The following is a 19,842-nucleotide window of genomic DNA, read 5'->3' on the forward strand; positions in this document are numbered from 1 at the left end:
CGGTCAGCCGACAAGCGCCTGGTAGCTCAGGACACGTAGCAGACGACGCAGCGTATAGGCGCTCGAGGGAACGAGCTGGGTCATCAGGATCACGGTCAATTCCTCGACCGGGTCCACCCAGAAGGCCGTCGAGGCCATGCCGCCCCAGGCGAACTCCCCGGGTGAGCCGACAATCTTTGCGCGCGCCGGGTCCAGCATCACCGAAACCCCAAGGCCGAACCCTATCCCCTCGAATGTGGTTTCGCTGAAATGCGCCTGCCCACGGCTGGCCAGATCGCCGCCCATGTGGTTCGACACCATCAGATCGAAGGTCTTGCGTCCGAGCAGCGCCCCCCCGTCAAAGGCACCACGTCGCAACAGCATCGTCGCGAAACGCTGGTAATCCGCCATCGTCGAGACCAACCCGCCCCCGCCGCTTTCCAGCGTCACCGGCGCAACGCAACGGTCCTGGTTCGCCGATGGAGCAAAGCCCGCAGAGCTGTGGTCATAGAGCGTGGCCAATCGGCTAGACTTGTGGTCGGGAACAGAAAACCCGGTATCCGCCATGCCAAGAGGGTCAAAGATCCGGGCCTTCAGGAAGGCGCCAAGCGTTTGCCCGCTGATCACCTCGATCAGATGGCCCAGAACATCGGTTGACAGGCCATAGAACCAGCGCTCGCCCGGATGAAACGCTAGTGGAAACCCGGCCAGCGCATCGACGGCTTCCGTCATGGTGACAAAACCGCGGTCGAAATCGAGCCCGGCTGCCGACAGGGCCTGTTCCAGAGCGTTGCCCTGCGGGTCTCCATAGACGATACCGGCCTGATGGGTCAGCAGGTCATGAATGGTCACCTGGCGTCGCGCCGGCTCGGTCGCGCCCAGAGCATGGCCCGGCCCCTTCCATACCCGGGGCGCACCGAAGGCCGGCAGGAAATCGGCAATGGGCTGATCCAACTGGAATGCCCCTTCCTCATACAGCATCAGCAGTGCGAGCGAGGTGACCGGTTTGGTCATCGAATAGATCCGCCAGATCGTATCGGGTGTGACGGGCTGGCGCGTAGCCGTGTCGGCATACCCCGCGTGTTCGGAAAACGCGACTTCCCCCCGTCTTGCGATCTGTACCGCCAGACCGCTCAGCCGCACCTCGCGGACATGGGCCTCCATCCACTGCGAGATGCGTCGCAGGCGCTGCGGGTCAAAACCCGAGATTTGGTCGATGGGCAAGGCGGCACCTCCAGTGGATTCCGGCTCCATCCTGCGCCTGTTCGATCAAGGCTTTCAAGCGACCTATAATCACCCTATAACCAAACAAAATTTATGCATGAGTTGGCCATGAGCACCCGACGCCTTCCACATCTGACCTGGCTACGCGCTTTTGAGGCGTCGGCGCGGCATCTGAGTTTTACCAATGCCGCCCAGGAACTGAATCTCACCCAGGCCGCGATCAGCAAGCAGGTGAAGCTTCTGGAGTACTACCTGCGCGAACCGCTGTTCGAGCGCAAACCTCGCAGTCTTGTTCTGACCAAAGTCGGCGCGGCCTATTTGCCCAAGGTCCGCGACGGTTTCGAACGCCTGGCCGCGGGCACCGAAGAGGTCTTCGGGCTCAGGCGCTCGGAGGTGCTGACGGTACGCGCACCGGTCGGCTATTCCGTCAACTGGATTGCGCCTCGACTGCAGGGTTTCTTTGATCGCCACCCAGATACCGAGGTCCGTCTGGTCTCCAGTGTCTGGGGCGACCAGTTCGACAACGAGCGATTTGACCTCGACATCCAGTACGGCACGGGACGCTGGCCGGGTTACAAGGCTGATCGACTGACTTGGGAAGTGATCAAACCCGTTTGCGCACCATCACTTCTGGAAGGCGAACATGCGATCAGGAAGCTGGCGGACCTTGCCCACCACCGTCTCTTGCATGTGCTTGGCTATGAGGAAGGCTGGGCCGATTGGCTCAGATACGCAAAGGCAAGTGGCATCAATTCGGGTCAGGGGCTGCAATTCGATACGTCACTGTTGGCATTCGAGTTCGCATCACGCGGTGGCGGGGTGGCATTGGCCCGTTCCTCGATGCTCGGCATCGAGATAGAGCGAGGTCGACTCGTCGAGCCATTCAGTATCGAAGCGCCTTTGCAGGAGGCCTTCCATCTCATCTCGCCAGAAGCAGGTCGCGACCATCCAGATGCCGAGAAATTCCGGGAATGGTTGATCGAAACGGCTGCAAACGACCCGGAAAACAGGCGAATCCGTGAGGCTTACCGCGCCTGAAGCCGAACGCCGGCGTCAAGGCGAATGATCTCGCCGTTCAGCATCGGATTGCGGATGATGTCGACGGCCAGTCTGCCGAATTCGGCGGGTTCACCGAACCGGTTCGGAAACATTCGGCCATCCAGCATCCCGTCGATGACCTCTTGCGGAATGTGATCGGCAATGGGCGTTTTGAACAGACCCGGCGCGATCGTCATGACCCGGACACCCCGCGGCATGAATTCCCTTGCGGCCTGCAGGGTGAGGCTGGCGATTGCCCCCTTGGAAGCCACATAGGCGCCCTGCCCGATTTGCCCTTCAACGGCGGTGATCGACCCCGTGTTGATGATTATCCCGCGCTCACCATCCTCGTTCAGTGGCTCCAGCGCCATCATTCGGGCCGCACACTTTGTCATGACGCTGACGGTTCCCATGAGGTTGACGTCGATGACCCGCGCAAAGGCGGCCATGTCCACCGGACCGTCGCGCCCAACAAGACGCATGCCACCAGGGATACCAGCGCAGTTCACATTGATGCGGATCGGTCCGTTGTGCCCTTCGGCTTTTGCCAATGCTTCTGACACCGCGCCCGGGTCGGTAACGTCACAAGCGACACCCACGGCGCCGATCGCATCAGCCATCAGCGACACCTTCTCTTCGTTCAGGTCCAGAATGGCGACCTTGGCACCTGCCTTTTTCAAAGCCTCGGCGGCGGCCAGCCCCAACCCTGAAGCCCCGCCAGTAACCAGCGCGGAAAGACCGTCAACCTGCATCGCACATCACTCCTGTTCTTCGTGATGAAATAGCCCGGTTTCTTCCGATGTTCACGCGAAGAGTATTTACCCTTTGGCCAACCAGAAGCACTGAGACAAGATCCGACAGATGCCAAAGAGACTGATCAGGTTTCAGAAAGGTCCTCGCGGTGGCACCAGATTGAATGACCTTCGGAAAATGTCCTGCGTGGCGGGACAGCCTCTTCGCAAATGGGGCCAAGTCGCTTCGGACACCGCCGCTGGAAAGGACATCCCTGTGTCGGCGGGCTGAGCTCGACCACATCGCCAGCCGAAAGGGTGGGGGCAAAGTCCGGGTCGGGTTCCAGCACCGCTCCCAGCAGGACCTCGGTATAGGGATGCGAGACAGAACTGTAGACATCGCTGGTCGAGCCAAGTTCGCACAGGCGACCCTGATAGAGAACGGCGACCCTGTCGGACAGGGCTTTGACCACCGCTAGGTCGTGGCTGACGAAAATGTAGCTGGTGCCGTTGTCACGCCTCAGGTCGTCAAGCAGTTCCAGAACTGCCGCCTGTACTGATACGTCGAGCGCCGATGTGATCTCGTCGCAAAGAACCAGTTCGGGCTGTGCGGCGAATGCACGCGCCACGGCGACGCGCTGTTTCTCACCGCCTGACAGCTGGCTTGGCAATCGATCCAGATAATGCGCGCCGAGGCGCACCTGTTCCAGCAATGCGGCAGACCTATCCAGCAGGTCCTGCCCGCTCAGGCCAAAATAAAGCTTTAGCGGCTGAGCCAGGATTTGCGCGATCGTCTGACGCGGGTTCAGGCTTTCGTCGGGGTTCTGAAAAATCAGCTGAACCTGGCGAAGATGCTGGCCAACGCGGTCCTCGACCCGGGGTTGAAGATCGTCCTGCCCATTCAGCATGGCGCGTCCGGACAGGGGCGGAAGCAACCCCGCGATCGACTTCAGGATGGTCGATTTGCCGGAACCGCTCTCTCCGACCAGTCCTAGGGTTTCTCCGTGGCGCAGCGCAATGTTAATCCCGTCCACGGTTGCAACGGCTTGTGTTTCGCGCCGCAGCAGACGGTCAAGCAGGCCAGGCACAGCATAAGAAATGGCCATGTCTTGCAGGTCGAGCGAAAGCGCGTCCGGCAACGACCGCTCGCCAGCCTCGCGTTCACCGGTCAGGGGGATAGAGCGGACCTGTTCGGGAAGGTGACAGCGCGTGCGCGACCCGCTAGAGGTCTCCCGCAGATCTGGACGCGCCGCCTTGCATCGGTCCGCAGCGATGGCGCAGCGTGTGGCAAAGGCGCAGCCGCTTCCCGCCTGCCCCGGCGCTGGCGGGCGCCCGTCAAGCGCCCGCGGCAGGCACTTGTCTGAGAGTTTTGGAATGGAGGCCAGCAACCCGCGCGCATAGGGATGATCCGGATCGCGCAGTACCTGCGGGCGGAGCCTTCCAGCACGATCTCGCCTGCGTACATGACCACGACATGGTCGCAGACGCGCGCTATAGCGCCAAGGTCATGGCTGACATAGACCATCGCCATGCCGGTGTCGCGGGCAAGATCGCGCAAGAGCTCCAGTATATGCGCCTGCGTCGTCACATCGAGACCAGTGGTCGGTTCGTCCAGCAGCAAGGCTTCGGGTTCGCCTGCCAGTGCCATAGCTCGGCAACTGCAAACCCGTCAAATGACAGAAAGGCAGACGTCTCGAAGCGTTGTGGCCAGCTCTCCCATATAGGTGTCATCGTAACCCGAGTCATTCTCCAGCACACTTAAGAAAGCACAGCTGGTGCCGGTGACCATATCCACCATGAGGAACTGCCCTCCATAGCCAGCATGACCGATTAATCGACCGTCGGTCATGGTCTGGTTTGAGTACTTGAGCCAATTCTTGGGTGGTGTCATCGCTGGCGCGCGGCGGATCAGAGTTTCTTGCAGGAAACCGATGTTGGCCATAGGTCGACCGTGCAGGTCGCGGCCTTCCCGCGCCAGTAGCAACCCGAACCGCGCGAGGTCGCGCACGCTTAGGCAACCGCCACCGGAAAACGCTGGGTGCCCGTCCTTGCTGAGGCTGATGTGAAACGCGCCTTCGTAACCTGCGGCGTCAGCGATCGCTTCGATTTGTTCAGCCAGTGGGATGGGTGAAACCTTGACAGCGATCAGGGTCAGGACATCTGTGTTTGCAGATTTGTAGTCAGCCTGTTGCATCCCCGTATTGGGCCTGAAACCCGTGATCGAGGCCGCAAATTCCGCAAGCGTGATTTCCTTCTCACCCGCGCCGGGCAAACGCCAACCCAGGGCGACCTCTTCTGTATAGCAGTCGGCATCCGGGTCAGCATAATCCTCGGTGAAGTCGTTATCGACGTTCATGTCGAGCAGAGATTGAATGCTGGCCTCGGCATACCCGCTGCCCATATCCGGCAAATAGTCGCGGACCTGCGCGTCCAATGACAACAGCCCCTGTGCAAGCAGACGACCTATGATTAAGTGGATGTGTAGCTTTGTCACCGACTGGATGGAATGCGGCGCTGAAGTCGAGAAATCATCTGCGGCTTTTTCCAGAATGATCTTGTCGTTCTTTAAACAGCAGAACCCAGAGAACGCCGGATGGGCAAGCATTTGTTCCAGTTCAGGCACACGGGCGCACAGATTCTGCTCGGCGGCTTCCAGCTGCAAAACCTCTCTGGAACGCACCATGAGACATCGGCGGAACAGCCGATATGCGTTGTGGAACCCATGCCGGCGAAATTCCGGCTGGTTCCACCGTTGCTTGTTGTCGTCTCCAACAGCCAGATCGGGATTGGGTATGATCCTATTCCTGCTCATGACCGAGGCACCTGGATCAGGGCATCAACGGCGACGATGTGATCTAGGTAGACAAACATCGGGTTGATCTCGACCTCTGCGACTTGGCTGCGCGCCTCTAGGAACGCCGCACAAAACCGGTGCAGCGCATCCGAAATTCGCGGAATGTCCGCTTTTTGACTGCCCCGGTACCCTTCCAACAGTCGAGCTACACGGAGCGAGCACAATGCGCGCTCGATCTCGTCTTTTGAGGCAGGCAACAATACAGTGCGCGCATCTCGGACCAACTCGGTCAAAACACCGCCGCTACCAATCACCAAGCTGGGACCAAATTGCGGATCAGCACGCAGCGTGACGATCAGCTCAGCAAGCGGCTTGGGCGACATGGCTTCGATCAGGAAGCGATCCGTCACCGCCGCGCGGTCATAAGCCGCAACCGTTGCCGTCATTGCCTTGATCGCCGAGGACAGCCCCTCCGCATCCTTGATCCCCAAAGCGACCGCGCCCGCTTCGGTCTTGTGAGGCAAGCTTGGTGACATCATTTTCAGTGCGACCGGATAGCCGATATCCTGCGCAACGCCAGCTGCCTCGGCCGCATTGCAGACATGTCCGTTTGGCACAGCAACAGCCATTTGCTTGAGCCAGGATTTACCTTTGTCTTCGGTCAATACCATTGGGTTCTGTATAGTTGCACCGGGTCGCAAGGCAGCAGGCCGGTCAATCCTTGTCCGCGCCCTTGCTTCGGACCACCAAATAGCATCACGCATGGCATTCAACGTCTCGTGAATACCCTGCATAGGCGCAACCCCCAGTTCAATGAGATGTCTGCGGGTCCCACGATCAAGATTTTCAGGTAAGGTCGCGCAGATCGCTGCCGGGACAGAGTGTTCCTGAGCGGCCTGAGCAAAAGCTGCAGCATCGTTCTGGTAGTAGATCTTGGACGCGTCCAACCCTTCTGCCGGGTAGTCCTGCACCAGAACAGCCAGATCCGCGTTTAGGGCCGATAGCGCCGTGGCAAAAACCGGGTAAGTCTTATCGCCCTGTCCCCAGATTGGGGTCGTATAATCCAGCGGGTTGGAAACCGTCGCGATCTCAGGCAGCAAACTGGTCAGGCTTTCCTGCCCTGCAGAGCCCACTTTGGGAAAGCACACACCAATCCTTTCCGAGTGATCTGCGAGCATCGTCGCCCCGCCCCCAGAACAGGTAAAGCCAGCGACACGCCTGCCTTGCGGCGCGCCTGCTACGCAGAGGTACTTCAGCGTTTCCAGAAACTGCGACGGGCTGGTGACGTCGATCACCCCGGTGCGATCAAACAGTGCCTGATAAAGCTCGCTCGAACCGGACAGAGAGCCGGTGTGACTGACAGTCAGAGTCGCCCCTATGGCGGAATTGCCGGTCTTCAGTGCGACAACAGGAACCCCCCGATCCAGGGCTTTCAGCGCGGCGCGTTCAAAAGCAGCAATGTCGCGCAACCCTTCGATGTGCAATCCAATGGCGCGCACAGCCGGGTCTTCAGCAAAGGCATCTAGGAATTCCTCAATCCCCAAGACCGCCTGATTGCCTGCAGAAACCATGTAGGCCATTGGCAAGGAACGCGCGCTCATGGTGATGTCGGATGAGAACATACCGGACTGGGTAACGATCGCTGCACCGTATCCCGGCGACCAGCCACCATGTTCAAATGACCAAAGAGCGGCATCGTCGATATAGTTAATCATGCCATAACAGTTTGGACCGATCAGAGCCATGTCACCGGCGGCTTCGATCAGATCTCGTTCTGATTGTGTGTCGCCAGTTTCCTTAAAGCCCGCGGAAAAACAAACGACGCCACCTGCACCCATCTGTTCCAATTCTCTCAGGGCATCAGTCACCCCGGCCGCAGGGATAGCGAGATAGACGGCATCAGGTGGCTCCGGCAGGTCCGAGATGCAGGGAACACAGCCCACGCCATCCAGATCGGCGCGTTTGGGATTAACGGCCCACATTTTCCCTTGAAATCCACGCCGACGGGCTTCGCGCACGGCAATGGTCGCATCACGTCCACCAATAAACGCGATGTGGCGCGGCTTTAAGAGACGCTCAAGATTTTCGCGCCGCGCCGGCGTCATGCGCCAAGTGGCCTCAGGATGGACCTGGTGATGATGTGGCGTTGGATTTCGCTGGTGCCGTCCCAAATCCGCTCCAATCGGCTATCGCGCCAGAACCGTTGGATCGGCATTTCCTCCATCAATCCCATGCCACCAAAAATCTGAACGGCATCATCGGCGATTTTGTTGAGCATCTCTGAGCAGTAAACCTTGACCATTGCCGCATCTGCATCACCCATGACACCCGCTTCGGCACGTGCAACGGCGTCTTGCACCATCAGATCGGCCGCGCGCAACGTCATCGCACCGTCCGCCAAACGGAAGCCGGTGGCCTGAAACGTACCGATCGGTTTACCGAATTGCTTGCGCGTTGCGGCCCACTCGGTCGCCAGGTCAAGGATGCGTTCGGCCTTACCGCAGCAGGTCGCGCCGACCCAGATACGCCCCATGCCGAGCCACTTTCCCGACAGCTCAAGCCCGCGACCCTCTTCGCCCAGGATCTGGTCCGGACCAAGACGCACATTGTCGAAACTTAACTCAAAAGTCTTGTAACCGCGATAGCTGACGCAATGCGTCCCTTCGCGGCAGTCGAACCCCGGAAGGCCCACATCGACCAGAAAAGCCGTCACCCGTTTGCGTGGGCCGCGTGGTGTTTCATCTGTACCAGTTGCAGCAAATACAATCGCGAAATCCGGCATGCAGGGACCGGAGATAAAGTGCTTGGATCCATTCAGGATCCAGTCATCCCCGTCGCGTATCGCATTGGTCTTCATCCCCATGACATCCGAACCTGCGTCAGGCTCTGTCAAGGCAAAGAGCTCACGCTTTTCACCGCACACGGCAGGAAGCAAATATCGCTCGCGCTGGTCTCCTTCGCAGGCCATCAGCAATTCCGTCGGGCGCGCCGCCCAGCTTTGTAGCGCATGGCTTGTACGGCCGTATTCCCGCTCAATCAGGGACATGGGCCCATATCCCAGCCCTCCGCCACCGACCTCTTCGGGCAGGTTGCAGGCGAAGAGGCCCAATTCATGCGACCTCGCCTCAATCTGGCGGCCGATCTCCTCGGGCACATAGCCTAAGCGGTCCACCTCTTCTTCATGCGGATACATCTCTGTTTCGACAAATCGGCGAACAGTGCTAACCAGAAGCTCTGTTTCGTGACTGGATTCCAGATTCATGGCAGCCTCATTCATTCTGCCTGAGCCGGTGCGTTTCGCCGCGACAGAATCGCAGAAACGGCAAAGGCAATCAGGGTGATGGCAATCAGGATCACGGCAGCGGCAGCCACTGTCGGATCGGTGTTTTCACGGATGCCGTTCCACATGCGGCGCGGCAGCGTGTAAACGCTGTATTTCGAGATGAACAAGGTCACCACGATTTCATCCCAGCTGAGGATAAAGGCAAAGAGCGCCCCGGCAAAAACCCCCGGCCTGATCGAAGGCAGGATCACCCGGCGCATGGTGGTCCAGTTAGAGGCCCCGAGATTCTTGGAGGCTTGTTCAAGCTTGGGATCAAACGTTGCCAAAGACGCGCTGACCGTGATCAGCACCATTGGGGCTGCCAGGATTGTATGCGCGAGGATCAAACCGGCGTAGCTGTCCAATAGACCCAGAGGGATCCACAACCGATAGAACGCCATGGCGGAAATAATCTGCGGTATGATCAATGGCAGCAGCAGAAAGGCGCGAACCAATTCGCTGTACCGCGATGACACCCGCCATAGACCGATCGCACAAAGCGTGCCTAAAAGCGTCGCTAATGCGGAGCAGGACAGGGCAATCACGCCACTTTGGAAAAAACTCGACAGCCATTCCTCACTGGTGAACAGCTTCTCGAAATGACGCAGAGAATACTCGCCCTGCGGCATGGACAAAAAGCGTTTCGGCGTCAGCGAAACAGGGATGGCGATCAGGGCCGGTGTCACTAGAAACAACAGCAGCACCCATGCCCCCACGCGGTTGAAAAATGAGAACAGGCCCGGCTTCATCGCGCTGCCCCCCCGAACACCGTGCTCAGCTTCATGAACCGCGACATGATCCAAAGCATCGCCAGAACGCCAAACAGCATGATGGCCGCCAGCATCGCCGCCGTGCCCCACTTCAAAGTCACCAGTAACTGAACCGAGATGTATTCCGCCACCATCAGCACCTTGCCGCCGCCCAATACGGCCGGTGTGACATAAAACCCGAGGCTGAGGATAAAGACCAACAGGGTCGAAGCCACAAGCCCCGGCATGGTCATGGGCAGGTAGACCCGCCAGAAGGTCTGGCTTCCACTGGCCCCCAGGTTGCGCGAGGCGTCCATCACCCTCTGATCAATGGATTGCATTGAGACCAGCAATGGCAACACCGCATAGGGGATCATATAATGCACCATTCCAATCAGAACGCCCAACTCGTTGCGCATGAAGGCGATGGGTTCAGCAACCAGGCCGATGTCTTCCAATGTGACATTGACCAGCCCCTTGCGTCCCAGCAACATGAGCCAGGCAAAAGTGCGTACGAGGATGGAGATCCAGAACGACACCAATAGCAGGGTCAGCATGTAAGTCTTCTGGCGTTGATGGCAGTGCACCATCGCGTAGGCGATGGAATAGCCGAAAATGACGCTGAAGACCGTCGTGATGATGCAGATGCGCACCGTAGTCCAGACAATGCGGATCAGGGCGTCACCTTCCGTCAGCTTGGCATAGTTGCCGAACCCGGGCTCGGGGTCTGTCACGCTCAGCCAAAGGATATTCAGGATCGGCCCCAGATAGAGCGCGACCACCATCAGCAGCAAAGGCGCGATAATCAGCCATCCTGTGTGGATATGACGGTTTAAGGCTTGCATCCAAAGCTTTCGGAAAGGGTTTGGCCGCCCGACCCTTAGGGTCGGGTGACCATAAGGTTGCGCGATCAGCTGATCGCTTCGAGGAAGGCATTCACCGCGTCGCCGCCGTTTTTGCCCCACCATTCCGGATCGTTGTAGACGATCTTGTCGATGTTCATGGCCGAGGTGATCGCATAAGGCTGTTGGTCCTCGGGGATCTGGTCAAAGGCCTCGGGATTCGACGGGGTCATGCCAAGGCAATCCAATAGCGCCAACTGCGCTGGTATGTCCTGCGCCGTAGCGATGAAATCCATGACTGCGGCACCCGCCGGGTTGCCCTTGGGCACGATATAGGCCCCCGGCATCGCCATCGCCTGATTGTTCACCAACTTGTACTGGCCATCAGTGTCGTTCTCGATGTTGCGACCCCGGTTCTGCCAGATGATCGCCATCGAGACCTCGTTGTTAACCACCATCGAGTGAACTTCCGATCCCGAGCCCCAGTAAAGGCTGTCATCTTTGATCGACTGGATTTTGTTCAGAGCTCGATCCATATCAAGCGGGTAGAGATCGCTGCCAGCGACGCCATCGGCCATCAATGCGGCCTCGAGCGACCCATTTGCCCATTTGTAAAGCGCACGGGTCCCGGGGAATTTCTCGGTATCAAAGAAATCGGCCCAGTTTTGCGGTGGATTATCGCCATAGGCTTCAGTGTCATACACAAAGGCATACCCGTAGAGGATGATCGACACCCCATATTCCAGCGCATAGCCGGGCAGCGTTTTCTCCTTCGACACCACGGAATAGTCAATCGGCTCCAGATGCCCGGTTGGTCCAAGTGACACGGCGTTGAACAAGTCCGCATCCGCCACATCGGCAGTCACATTGCCGCTGTCGACCATTTCCTTGATCTTGCCTTCCAGCGGACCAGAGGTATCAAACTTCAAACCTTTGCCGGTTTTGGCGGTAAAGGCCTCACCGATGGCCGAGCCATGGCATTCTTCGGATTGGCCGCCCCAGTTCCACATCACGACATGGTCTGCCGCCGCTTCGGCGTCGCCCGCCAGTACCGCATTCATTGCAACACCCGAGGCACCGCAAAGCGCCAGAAACGTGCGCCGGTCCATACGGCCAGCCCTAAACGCCCGGGCGCTTTCGGCAAGCATTTCCTTTTTGAATTGTTTATCGTGCATTTTCTTCCTCCCATTTGATCCGAGATTTGACCCGGCTTTCGGTCATGACGCCTCTGGGCGTTCTGTGTTGGGGTGCCTAGCCCGTTTGTAGCTCCACTGCTGCTGAATCCTTCCAAAGCAAATCCACCCGCACTCCCTCTGTCAGATCAGAGGCGTTGCGCCAGACGTCGATATCAACCTCAATCTCGTCCCCTTCGTCGGTATCCACGATGATCCTCTGCATCGAGCCGAAATAGGTGATGCTGCGAATGGCGCCCCTCATCCGGGCCTCGGTGTTTTCGTTGCCAGGCATCAGATCAATTTTTTCCGGGCGCAGGGCAAAGACCTTCCCCTGTTGATGAATAAAGTTCGATTTCCCGAGGAAACTGGCGGTGAACTGATTGATCGGGCGCTCGTACAGCTCTTTTGGCGTTCCGACCTGCTCGATCGCGCCGTCGCGCATGATCACGATGCGGTCGGACATCGACAGTGCCTCTTCCTGATCATGCGTGACATAGATGAAAGTAGTGCCGACGCGGCGATGAATGTCCTTGAGCTGCTCCTGCACTTCGACACGCAGCTTTTTGTCCAGCGCTCCCAGCGGTTCGTCCAGCAACAGCACAGGCGGTGCAAAACACAAGGCACGTGCAAGGGCCACACGCTGTTGCTGACCACCAGACAACTGCCCCGGTTTGCGATCTGCAAACTCCTGAAGCTGAACCAGCTCCAGCATCTCGTCGACACGGTTCCGAATTTCGTCGGCGGGGCGTTTACGCACGCTTAGCGCATAACCCACGTTGTCGCGAACAGTCATATGGGGGAACAGAGCATATCCTTGAAACACCATGCCGAAATTGCGCTTTTCGGCGGGCACATCCGAGATGGACGCACCGTCCAGCGCAATCTCTCCTTTCGATATGTCGAGAAACCCGGCGATCATCATCAACAAGGTGGTTTTGCCCGATCCCGATGGGCCCAACAGCGTCAGGAACTCTCCATTTCGGATATCCAGGCAGATGTCGTTGACAGCACGGAACTGACCAAAAAACTTGGAGACATTGCGAATTTGCAAGCTACCGGTTTGGGTTGGATCAGCCATCCGCCCCCCTCAGGTTCAGCTTGTTGCGCGACTCTTGCGGTGTCAGGATCCGCCCACCCATCCGTTCGATAATCTCTCGGGCGCGGGTGACAAGCTGGCCGTTTGTCGCCAGAACCCCGCGATCAAGGTAGATGTTGTCCTCAAGACCGACACGCACATTCCCGCCAAGCGCGACAGCTGCGGCTGCCATCGGCATCTGCCCCCGCCCAATCCCAAAACTGGCCCAGCTGGCGCCTACGGGCAGTTGCGCCTTCATGGCCGCCATGGTTTCCACCGTTTGATCGGCCCCCCATGGAATTCCAAGGCACAACTGGAACATCGGCGGAGCATCAATCAGCCCCTCCTCCACCATCGCCTTGGCAAATCGGATATGGCCGAGATCAAAGACCTCAAGCTCGGGCTTCACACCCCATTCCTGAACCAGTGCCGCCATCCGACGCAGTGTCGGTGGCGTGGAAATATAGATCATGTCCGTGTCGGAAAAATTCAGCGTGCCACAATCGAGAGAGCAGATTTCAGGCAGGCATTCCTTGATATGGGCCAGCCGTTCTTCTGGTCCGATCATGTCGGTGCCCGGACCGGGCATGGCGGGATTGGACGGGTCTGAAATCCAATCGCCCCCCATACCTGCCGTAACATTGATGACCACATCCGTATCGCTTTCGCGTATTCGATCCACGATTTCCTTGAAGAGCGCCGGATCGCGCGAGCCCTGCCCCGTTTCAGGATCACGCGCATGCACATGCGCGGCAGAGGCCCCTGCCCTGGCGGCTTCGATTGCCGCATCAGCAATTTCTTTCGGGGTCACCGGCACGTGAGAGCTCTTGCCGGTCGTATCTCCCGCACCGGTAACTGCGCAGGTCAGCACAACTTCGTAGGTCATATCCGAGCCCCCCTTTTTACCTAGATTGCCGCGCGATTGACGGATAAAGATGTCGATTATCCGCCACAGATTAGGTTAGAATGGCGAAAAATCTGACCTAAAGCTCCTTGGTAAAACCAATGCATGTCGACATCACAACGCATATGGCTCGGGCTAAACGGCATGCCGTATTTGTCGTTGTCCCGCGTTTCAACCTGACCACGCTGATCACCATGATCGAAACCATGCGGATCGCAAATTACCTGGCGCCAGAACCGATGTTTTCCTGGGACATCGTCTCGTTCGACGGTCCTGAGATTGTTGCCAGCAATGGCATGACGACCGCAGTTGACACCGACTACGGGAGCCTCACTCCGGCAGGTTTTGTGTTTGTGTTGGGCAGTTGGGGTACTGAACACTACGAAAACACCGCTTTACTCACCTGGTTGCGAAAACGCGCACGCGCAGGCGAAACTGTTTGCGGCGTTGAATTGGGCAGCTACATCGTCGCACGTGCAGGCCTGTTGGACGGCAAACCTGCGACTATTCACTGGTCGTGGTTGAGCGGGTTCCGGGAATCCTTTGATCGGGTCGATATCCATGAGTGTCTGTTCACTATTGACGGCAAGGTAATGACGTGCGCGGGCGGGTTGGCTGGGGTCGATCTGATGCTAAGGCTGATTGAATCCATCAGCGACAGCGGCTTTTCGGGGGAGATTGCAGACCAGATGCTGCATCACCCCATTCGCGACGCCGCCTCACCCCAGCGCAGCACCATGGGCCGGAGCACGGAAACCATGCTTCCGTTGATCCGAGAAGCGATGACCCTGATCGAAGAAAACATAGAAGAGCCGCTCAAAGTGCCCCAAATCGCTGATGTTCTGGGTGTTTCTCAGCGTCAACTGGAACGCCAATTCAAGAAACACGTGGGCTGTACCGTGGTGCAATTCGGCTTGTTGCGCCGATTGCAGAATGCTCGCCTACTGTTGATTTCGACCGACCTCAGTGTACGCGAGATTGCCACCGCATCAGGATTCAATACACTGTCACATTTTGCTTATTCATTCGGTAAATTCTTCGGCCGGCGCCCATCCGAATACCGTGAGGCATGGCCGAAAAGCGAGCCGGCACCCAACTGGCCCGGCTCTCTCTCGGATTTCTTGTCCATTCTGAACAACGTGCCCGCTCAAGGTTATCCCCCGCGGGACTGACGCAGAGCATTCAGCACTGCAACTATTTCGCGATCTCGTTGGGCTGCCATGTCCTCGAAATCTCGGTCGCCGGCGACAGCGTTGCAGCCATCGACCATGCGATCGCGCAATTCCTTCGTCAGCTCAGGTGCCTCCAACCGGGTCCAAGGCAGTTTAAGCGCCGGGCCGAACTGATCCAGGTTGGTGGCCATGCCTCCGGCACCACAGGCCACGTGAAAAGCCATACACTGACCCTGCGAGACCATACGAGGCGCCGGGCCGTTCATGAGTGCGATGTCGATGTCTTCCGGCGTTGCCTCTCCATTGGCGACCATATGCAGGGCCTCTCGCCAAAGCGCCTCTTGCAGTCGGGTCGCGACAAAGCCGGGGATCTCTTTTTTCATCATCAACGGGGCCTTGCCCGCTATTTCGTAGAATTCCCCGGCCCAAGCCACCGCCTCTGGTGATGTCTGTTCGCCGCCCACGATTTCGACCAGTGGTAGCAAATATGGTGGATTGAAGGGATGGCCTATCACACAGCGTTCCGGTGTCGGGCAAGTCGCTTGGATGTCGGTCATCATCAAGCCGGACGTGGAAGAGCCAATCACGACGTCTGTTGGCAAAATGAGCCCGAGTCGTTGATAAAGTGCCTGCTTGATCTCAAGACGCTCGGGCGCGCTTTCCTGCACAAATTCGGCGCCGTCCAGCGCAGCCTCCAAATCTGTAACGATGCGCAAGCGGTCAAGCGACGCGCCGGCGGCAAGCCCCAAGTCCGTCAAGCTCTTCCAAGCAGTGCGTAAGATTGCGTGAAAGGCATCGGATTCGCTCGCGTCATGCAAATAGGCGGTCACATCATAACCACGCGCAAGAAAATGCGCTGCCCAGCCGCCGCCGATGGGGCCGGCTCCAATGCTGGTGATGCGGGTGATCGATGAGGGGTCAGGATACATCACTCACCCTTGAATTTGGGTTCACGCTTTTCGACAAAAGCCGCGACACCTTCGGCCGCGTCATCAGATTTCAGCATCTTGCGGTAGATCGGCATCGGATCGGTGCGCATCTTGTGAAAGGCCTGTTCCAGCGGCACGCACTCGATCTCGCGCTGCACTTCCTTGACAGATTGCATTGCAAGAGGCGCCGACCAGGCAATCGAGGCCGCCCATTCCCGGGCCGCCGCCATCAATTGATCCTTTGGAACCACCTTGTTGACCAACCCGTAATGCGCCGCCTCCGTCGCGGTCATCCGACGGCCCAACAGAAACATCTCCATCGCGATGTTGTGCGGTATTCTTCGAGGCAGGCGTTGCAGTGCCCCCGCATCTGGAACGATGCCCAAAGGCATTTCAGGTAGGCCAAACTCCACATGGTCCGCCGCGATCAGAAGATCACAGGCCATGGCCATTTCGAACCCACCACCGATTGCCAGACCGTTTATGGCCGCGATAACCGGCTTATTGAGCGCCCAATTCTCGGTCAGACCCGTGAACCCGCCGAACCCGTAGTCATCACTTTCCCACCAGTTGTCGAGCTGCATTTCGCCCTCGTTCAGGGCCTTCAAATCCCAACCGGCCGAGAAAATTCGATCTCCGCCCCCGGTCAGAATCGCGCAACGCAAGTCCTTGTCCTCGTGCAACTCCTGAAACGCCGCGGCCAAGGCCTGACTGGTGGGAACGTCGATGGCGTTTACTTTGCCCCGCTCTAGTGTGATTTCCAGAACGTGGCCGTCGCGGTGTGTTTTGACCCCTTCTGCCATTGCTTCAGTCCTCCTTGAATTCCGGCATGACCTCGTCGCAGAACATGCGCAAGGATCGCTGCTGCGCCGCGTGATCAAGCCCCATCGAGGCATAGTAGATGAACTCGTTCACACCGAGCCCCTGATATTTCTTGAGCTTTCCAATCACACACTCAGGTGAACCGAACATTAGGTTTTCTTCCAGCATCAAGGGATCATACTGTTCCCGGCCCTCCAACTGATCCAGCGGAATGGAAGCAGGAAAACCATCTTTGACATCGCCCAAATTGCGATAGAGGTTTTCGAACTGGCTCAGCAATCGTCGCACCGCCTTCATCGCGTTTTCGCCATCGGCCGCATTGTCGTAAACGCAGGAATGGCGCATCAGCGCAAAACGTGGCACCCAGCCATTATCCGCTTTTTCAATCGCCTCATCGAGTTGCTTTTTGTACAGCTCGGCCTCAGCGAACGGGCGGGTGAAAGGCCAGCAATTCACGTGGCAGCGTTCACGCATGGCGTAGTCATAGGTGATCGGCGAGCGCGCCGCGACCCAAACCGGAACCTCTGCTTGCAATGGTTTGGGCACCGAGGTTGATGTCGGGAATTGCCAATATTCGCCTTCATGCGCATAATCGCCCTTCCACAACTCGCGCACCGTGGGCAGCATCTCTTGCATATAGCGCCACGCATCAGATTGCTTGAGGCCCGGCTTCATGCGATCGAACTCGCGCTGATAGGCACCTGACCCGATACCAAACTCCAACCGACCGCCGCTTAAAAGATCCAGCATCGCGGCTTCACCGGCCAGGTTAATCGGGTGCCAGTACGCAGCGGTCGCCACCGCCGTACCAAGCCGGATCCGGCTGGTCTCGGATGACCACCAAGTCAGCAGTTGGAACGGGTTGGGCGCAATCGTCATTTCCAGCGCGTGATGCTCAGCAGCCCAAACGATATCGAAACCGCCATCCTCGGCGATTTGCACCATCTCCAATGTGTGGCGCGCGACGTCTTTCATATCAAGACTGTTGTCGATCCGCTCCATGTTTACGGCAAGTTGGAATTTCATGCTCACCTCCCTCAGCGCATTACAAACGGGTTCGCCATCGGCTCATCCGATGTGTTCATCCAGACCGTCTTGGGCCGGGTGTAATCGTAGATCGCCTGGAACCCGCTTTCGCGGCCATAGCCTGATCCTTTAACGCCACCAAACTCCGCTATCGGCGACACAACACGGTAGGTGTTCACCCAGACGATGCCGGCACGCACCGCATTTGCCATGCGCAAGGATCGCGCGCCGTCGGTGGTAAAGATGCCCGCCGCCAGCCCATGTTCGGTATCGTTGGCCAGTTCCAGCACCTCAGATTCGGTCTTAAAACGCTGGACGCAAAGTACAGGGCCGAAAAGCTCTGTATCGACGATACGCAGATCCTGCCGTGGGCAGTCGATGATGGTTGGCTCGAAATATAGCCCTGCTTTGCCTTCCGGCTGCTTGCCCCCCACCAGAACTGTGCCGCCCTCTTCCTGAGCGAAGGCAACCTCGCGTTGGATGTGGTCCAACTGTCCAGGGGTGCAAAGCGGCCCCATCTGAGTTTCCTCGGCCAGTGGATCGCCAATGAGGATCTGCTGCGCCTGCGCCACCATCCTGTCGAGAAACTCATCCGCGATGTCCTCGTGCAAGTAGAGCCGCGATCCGGCGACGCAGCTTTGCCCTGTCGCGCCAAAGATACCGGCAATCGAGGCATTGACTGCACTTTCGATATTGGCGTCATCAAAAACAATGAAGGGCGACTTGCCGCCCAGTTCCAATGAGACCTCGGCAAAGTTGCGTTTGACGTTTTCCAATACATGGCGCGCGGCATTTGGGCCACCGGTAAAAGAGACGCGCGCCACCAGTGGATGCCCGGTCAAAGCCCGTCCACAGGGCTCACCATGACCCGTTACGATGTTGACCACACCAGGCGGGATACCGGCCATTTCGACAAGTCGCCCAAACTCCAGCATGGCCGCGCTGGCATGTTCGGATGCTTTTAGAACAACCGTATTCCCGGCAGCCAATGCCGGGCCGATCTTGACCGCTACAAGGAACAATTGCGAATTCCAGGGCACCACGGCAGCAACCACGCCCAGAGGTTCGCGCTTGGTAAAGACAAACATGTCAGGTTTGTCGATGGGCAGTGTCTGGCCGCTTACCTTATCCGCACACCCAGCAAAAAAGTGGAAAAACTCGGCAATGTACTTGGCTTGCCAACGCGTTTCCTTGAGCATCTTGCCGGTGTCGATGGATTCAGTTCGTCCCAGCTCTTCGGAATGATCCGCCAGAAGATCGCCCAGCTTGCGCAGGCATTTGCCGCGCTCGGTCGGTGTCATCCGCGCCCAGGGGCCGCTGCTAAAAGCAGTGTGCGCCGCGGTGACTGCGCGGTTGATATCATCCTCAGTTGCCTCTGGAACACGGCTCCAGACCTCACCATTGGCTGGGTTGACGCTGTCAAAAGTACCGCCATCCGCAGCGTCGACCCAGTCGCCATCAATCAGCATCTGATAGTTTTTGACATCAGCCATGGCGTGCCTCCCCCCTGATTGTTGCCTCCCTATTCATGTCTGCTTTCGCGCCTCAGGGTTATGAAAATACGACGCAGTCTGTCGAAAAATCCGGGTCTCGCATCCGATCATGGGTGCAGGCTGTTCCAAAGGGAGGCTTGGAAATGGGTAGCAAAAAGCAGGTTATCGGAGGTCCACTGGAAATTGGCGGACGGGTTCTGTCGCTGTCCCGCGCCATTCGGGCAGGTGATTTCGTTTTTCTGACAGGGCAAATTCCTATGCGAGACGGCGTGCCTATGACCGATGGCACCGTCGAAGAGCAGACCCGCGCAGTTTTGGACGACATCACCAAGACACTAGCCAAGGCAGGCTGCACCCGCGACGATGTCATCAAGGCCATGGTCTGGCTGCGGGAGCGCGACGATTTCCCGGGATTTAACGCCGTCTACGCCGAGTATTTTCCAGTTGAGCCTCCAACCCGGTCGGCTGTGGTCAGCGATCTTCTGGTGGATGCCCGCGTTGAGGTCGAAGTCGTAGCCTATCGCCCCCTCAAGGACCAATCCTGATGGGCATAACACCAGACGGAAC

The 19,842-nt window shown here is 58.1% G+C and carries 18 protein-coding genes and 1 pseudogene; 3 read left to right on the forward strand and 16 right to left on the reverse strand.

The genetic code is table 11. The features are described from left to right. Positions 1-3: 3 nt before the first annotated feature. Positions 4-1,203: a serine hydrolase domain-containing protein gene (locus tag I9188_RS17790; protein WP_209599701.1), complete on the reverse strand. Its 1,200-nt coding sequence runs from the start codon at positions 1,201-1,203 to the stop codon at positions 4-6. Between the two features lie 108 nt (positions 1,204-1,311). Here I9188_RS17790 and gcvA point away from each other — a divergent pair, with 108 nt between their 5' ends. Beyond that, the gene (gene gcvA / locus I9188_RS17795) at positions 1,312-2,241 is read left to right on the forward strand and encodes a transcriptional regulator GcvA (protein WP_209507319.1); all 930 of its coding nucleotides are present in this window, start codon (positions 1,312-1,314) and stop codon (positions 2,239-2,241) included. Here the strand turns inward: gcvA and I9188_RS17800 are convergent. The 11 genes and pseudogenes from I9188_RS17800 to I9188_RS17845 all read right to left on the reverse strand — a co-directional run bounded on the left by I9188_RS17800 (position 2,229) and on the right by I9188_RS17845 (position 13,815). Next, a complete protein-coding gene (locus I9188_RS17800; protein ID WP_209507320.1) occupies positions 2,229-2,993 on the reverse strand; it encodes an SDR family NAD(P)-dependent oxidoreductase in 765 nt (254 codons plus the stop codon). The genes gcvA and I9188_RS17800 overlap by 13 nt on opposite strands. Positions 2,994-3,118: 125 nt before the next feature. After that, positions 3,119-4,078: an oligopeptide/dipeptide ABC transporter ATP-binding protein gene (locus I9188_RS20330; protein WP_245223751.1), complete on the reverse strand. Its 960-nt coding sequence runs from the start codon at positions 4,076-4,078 to the stop codon at positions 3,119-3,121. 150 nt (positions 4,079-4,228) lie between these two features. Next, positions 4,229-4,360, reverse strand: a pseudogene (locus I9188_RS20335) (ABC transporter ATP-binding protein); the annotation flags it as partial. Between the two features lie 281 nt (positions 4,361-4,641). Then, a complete protein-coding gene (locus I9188_RS17810) occupies positions 4,642-5,784 on the reverse strand; it encodes a serine hydrolase domain-containing protein (protein ID WP_209507321.1) in 1,143 nt (380 codons plus the stop codon). Beyond that, positions 5,781-7,871: an acetate--CoA ligase family protein gene (locus I9188_RS17815; RefSeq protein WP_209507322.1), complete on the reverse strand. Its 2,091-nt coding sequence runs from the start codon at positions 7,869-7,871 to the stop codon at positions 5,781-5,783. The genes I9188_RS17810 and I9188_RS17815 overlap by 4 nt, the downstream gene beginning before the upstream one ends. Beyond that, positions 7,868-9,028 carry an acyl-CoA dehydrogenase gene (locus I9188_RS17820; RefSeq protein WP_209507323.1) on the reverse strand — a complete coding sequence of 387 codons (1,161 nt, stop codon included), beginning with the start codon at positions 9,026-9,028 and terminating at the stop codon, positions 7,868-7,870. The genes I9188_RS17815 and I9188_RS17820 overlap by 4 nt, the downstream gene beginning before the upstream one ends. An 11-nt stretch (positions 9,029-9,039) precedes the next feature. Next, positions 9,040-9,837: an ABC transporter permease gene (locus tag I9188_RS17825; protein WP_209507324.1), complete on the reverse strand. Its 798-nt coding sequence runs from the start codon at positions 9,835-9,837 to the stop codon at positions 9,040-9,042. Then, the gene (locus tag I9188_RS17830; protein ID WP_170508301.1) at positions 9,834-10,682 is read right to left on the reverse strand and encodes an ABC transporter permease; all 849 of its coding nucleotides are present in this window, start codon (positions 10,680-10,682) and stop codon (positions 9,834-9,836) included. Before I9188_RS17830 ends, I9188_RS17825 begins: the two co-directional genes overlap by 4 nt. A gap of 65 nt (positions 10,683-10,747) precedes the next feature. Next, positions 10,748-11,854, reverse strand: coding sequence for an extracellular solute-binding protein (locus I9188_RS17835; protein WP_209507325.1), 1,107 nt, complete (start codon positions 11,852-11,854; stop codon positions 10,748-10,750). Positions 11,855-11,930: 76 nt separating this feature from the next. Further along, a complete protein-coding gene (locus I9188_RS17840; RefSeq protein ID WP_209507326.1) occupies positions 11,931-12,932 on the reverse strand; it encodes an ABC transporter ATP-binding protein in 1,002 nt (333 codons plus the stop codon). Further along, the gene (locus I9188_RS17845; protein ID WP_120981302.1) at positions 12,925-13,815 is read right to left on the reverse strand and encodes a 3-keto-5-aminohexanoate cleavage protein; all 891 of its coding nucleotides are present in this window, start codon (positions 13,813-13,815) and stop codon (positions 12,925-12,927) included. The genes I9188_RS17840 and I9188_RS17845 overlap by 8 nt, the downstream gene beginning before the upstream one ends. A gap of 119 nt (positions 13,816-13,934) precedes the next feature. On the opposite strand from I9188_RS17845, the gene I9188_RS17850 reads away from it, so the two are divergent. Beyond that, positions 13,935-15,005, forward strand: a complete 1,071-nt coding sequence (locus tag I9188_RS17850) for a GlxA family transcriptional regulator (protein WP_209507327.1) — start codon at positions 13,935-13,937, stop codon at positions 15,003-15,005. Here the strand turns inward: I9188_RS17850 and I9188_RS17855 are convergent. From I9188_RS17855 to I9188_RS17870, 4 genes are read right to left on the reverse strand one after another with little or no spacing between them, the layout of a single operon-like run. Then, complete coding sequence (locus I9188_RS17855; RefSeq protein WP_209507328.1) at positions 14,987-15,934, reverse strand: 3-hydroxyacyl-CoA dehydrogenase NAD-binding domain-containing protein; 948 nt, start codon at positions 15,932-15,934, stop codon at positions 14,987-14,989. The genes I9188_RS17850 and I9188_RS17855 overlap by 19 nt on opposite strands. Next, positions 15,934-16,737 carry a carnitinyl-CoA dehydratase gene (locus I9188_RS17860; RefSeq protein WP_170418313.1) on the reverse strand — a complete coding sequence of 268 codons (804 nt, stop codon included), beginning with the start codon at positions 16,735-16,737 and terminating at the stop codon, positions 15,934-15,936. Before I9188_RS17860 ends, I9188_RS17855 begins: the two co-directional genes overlap by 1 nt. Before the next feature lie 4 nt (positions 16,738-16,741). Then, a complete protein-coding gene (locus I9188_RS17865; RefSeq protein WP_170418310.1) occupies positions 16,742-17,782 on the reverse strand; it encodes an LLM class flavin-dependent oxidoreductase in 1,041 nt (346 codons plus the stop codon). An 11-nt stretch (positions 17,783-17,793) separates the two neighbouring features. Beyond that, the gene (locus I9188_RS17870) at positions 17,794-19,275 is read right to left on the reverse strand and encodes an aldehyde dehydrogenase (protein ID WP_209507329.1); all 1,482 of its coding nucleotides are present in this window, start codon (positions 19,273-19,275) and stop codon (positions 17,794-17,796) included. A gap of 143 nt (positions 19,276-19,418) precedes the next feature. Here I9188_RS17870 and I9188_RS17875 point away from each other — a divergent pair, with 143 nt between their 5' ends. Beyond that, positions 19,419-19,820, forward strand: coding sequence for a RidA family protein (locus tag I9188_RS17875; RefSeq protein ID WP_209507330.1), 402 nt, complete (start codon positions 19,419-19,421; stop codon positions 19,818-19,820). The last annotated feature ends 22 nt before the right edge of the window (positions 19,821-19,842 follow it).

Origin of the sequence: Ruegeria sp. HKCCSA071, from assembly GCF_017872555.1 — a bacterium.
Taxonomy (GTDB): domain Bacteria; phylum Pseudomonadota; class Alphaproteobacteria; order Rhodobacterales; family Rhodobacteraceae; genus Ruegeria.

What these genes read in the sequence shown, in the direction of transcription:
- I9188_RS17820 (WP_209507323.1), bottom strand. Translation starts at nt 9,028, where the DNA reads ATGAATCTGGAATCCAGTCACGAAACAGAGCTTCTGGTTAGCACTGTT.
- I9188_RS17870 (WP_209507329.1), bottom strand. Translation starts at nt 19,275, where the DNA reads ATGGCTGATGTCAAAAACTATCAGATGCTGATTGATGGCGACTGGGTC.
- I9188_RS20330 (WP_245223751.1), bottom strand. Translation starts at nt 4,078, where the DNA reads ATGGCCATTTCTTATGCTGTGCCTGGCCTGCTTGACCGTCTGCTGCGG.
- I9188_RS17875 (WP_209507330.1), top strand. Translation starts at nt 19,419, where the DNA reads ATGGGTAGCAAAAAGCAGGTTATCGGAGGTCCACTGGAAATTGGCGGA.
- I9188_RS17845 (WP_120981302.1), bottom strand. Translation starts at nt 13,815, where the DNA reads ATGACCTACGAAGTTGTGCTGACCTGCGCAGTTACCGGTGCGGGAGAT.
- I9188_RS17855 (WP_209507328.1), bottom strand. Translation starts at nt 15,934, where the DNA reads ATGTATCCTGACCCCTCATCGATCACCCGCATCACCAGCATTGGAGCC.
- I9188_RS17850 (WP_209507327.1), top strand. Translation starts at nt 13,935, where the DNA reads ATGCATGTCGACATCACAACGCATATGGCTCGGGCTAAACGGCATGCC.
- I9188_RS17800 (WP_209507320.1), bottom strand. Translation starts at nt 2,993, where the DNA reads ATGCAGGTTGACGGTCTTTCCGCGCTGGTTACTGGCGGGGCTTCAGGG.
- I9188_RS17860 (WP_170418313.1), bottom strand. Translation starts at nt 16,737, where the DNA reads ATGGCAGAAGGGGTCAAAACACACCGCGACGGCCACGTTCTGGAAATC.
- I9188_RS17840 (WP_209507326.1), bottom strand. Translation starts at nt 12,932, where the DNA reads ATGGCTGATCCAACCCAAACCGGTAGCTTGCAAATTCGCAATGTCTCC.
- I9188_RS17810 (WP_209507321.1), bottom strand. Translation starts at nt 5,784, where the DNA reads ATGAGCAGGAATAGGATCATACCCAATCCCGATCTGGCTGTTGGAGAC.
- I9188_RS17865 (WP_170418310.1), bottom strand. Translation starts at nt 17,782, where the DNA reads ATGAAATTCCAACTTGCCGTAAACATGGAGCGGATCGACAACAGTCTT.
- I9188_RS17825 (WP_209507324.1), bottom strand. Translation starts at nt 9,837, where the DNA reads ATGAAGCCGGGCCTGTTCTCATTTTTCAACCGCGTGGGGGCATGGGTG.
- I9188_RS17815 (WP_209507322.1), bottom strand. Translation starts at nt 7,871, where the DNA reads ATGACGCCGGCGCGGCGCGAAAATCTTGAGCGTCTCTTAAAGCCGCGC.
- gcvA (WP_209507319.1), top strand. Translation starts at nt 1,312, where the DNA reads ATGAGCACCCGACGCCTTCCACATCTGACCTGGCTACGCGCTTTTGAG.
- I9188_RS17830 (WP_170508301.1), bottom strand. Translation starts at nt 10,682, where the DNA reads ATGCAAGCCTTAAACCGTCATATCCACACAGGATGGCTGATTATCGCG.
- I9188_RS17835 (WP_209507325.1), bottom strand. Translation starts at nt 11,854, where the DNA reads ATGCACGATAAACAATTCAAAAAGGAAATGCTTGCCGAAAGCGCCCGG.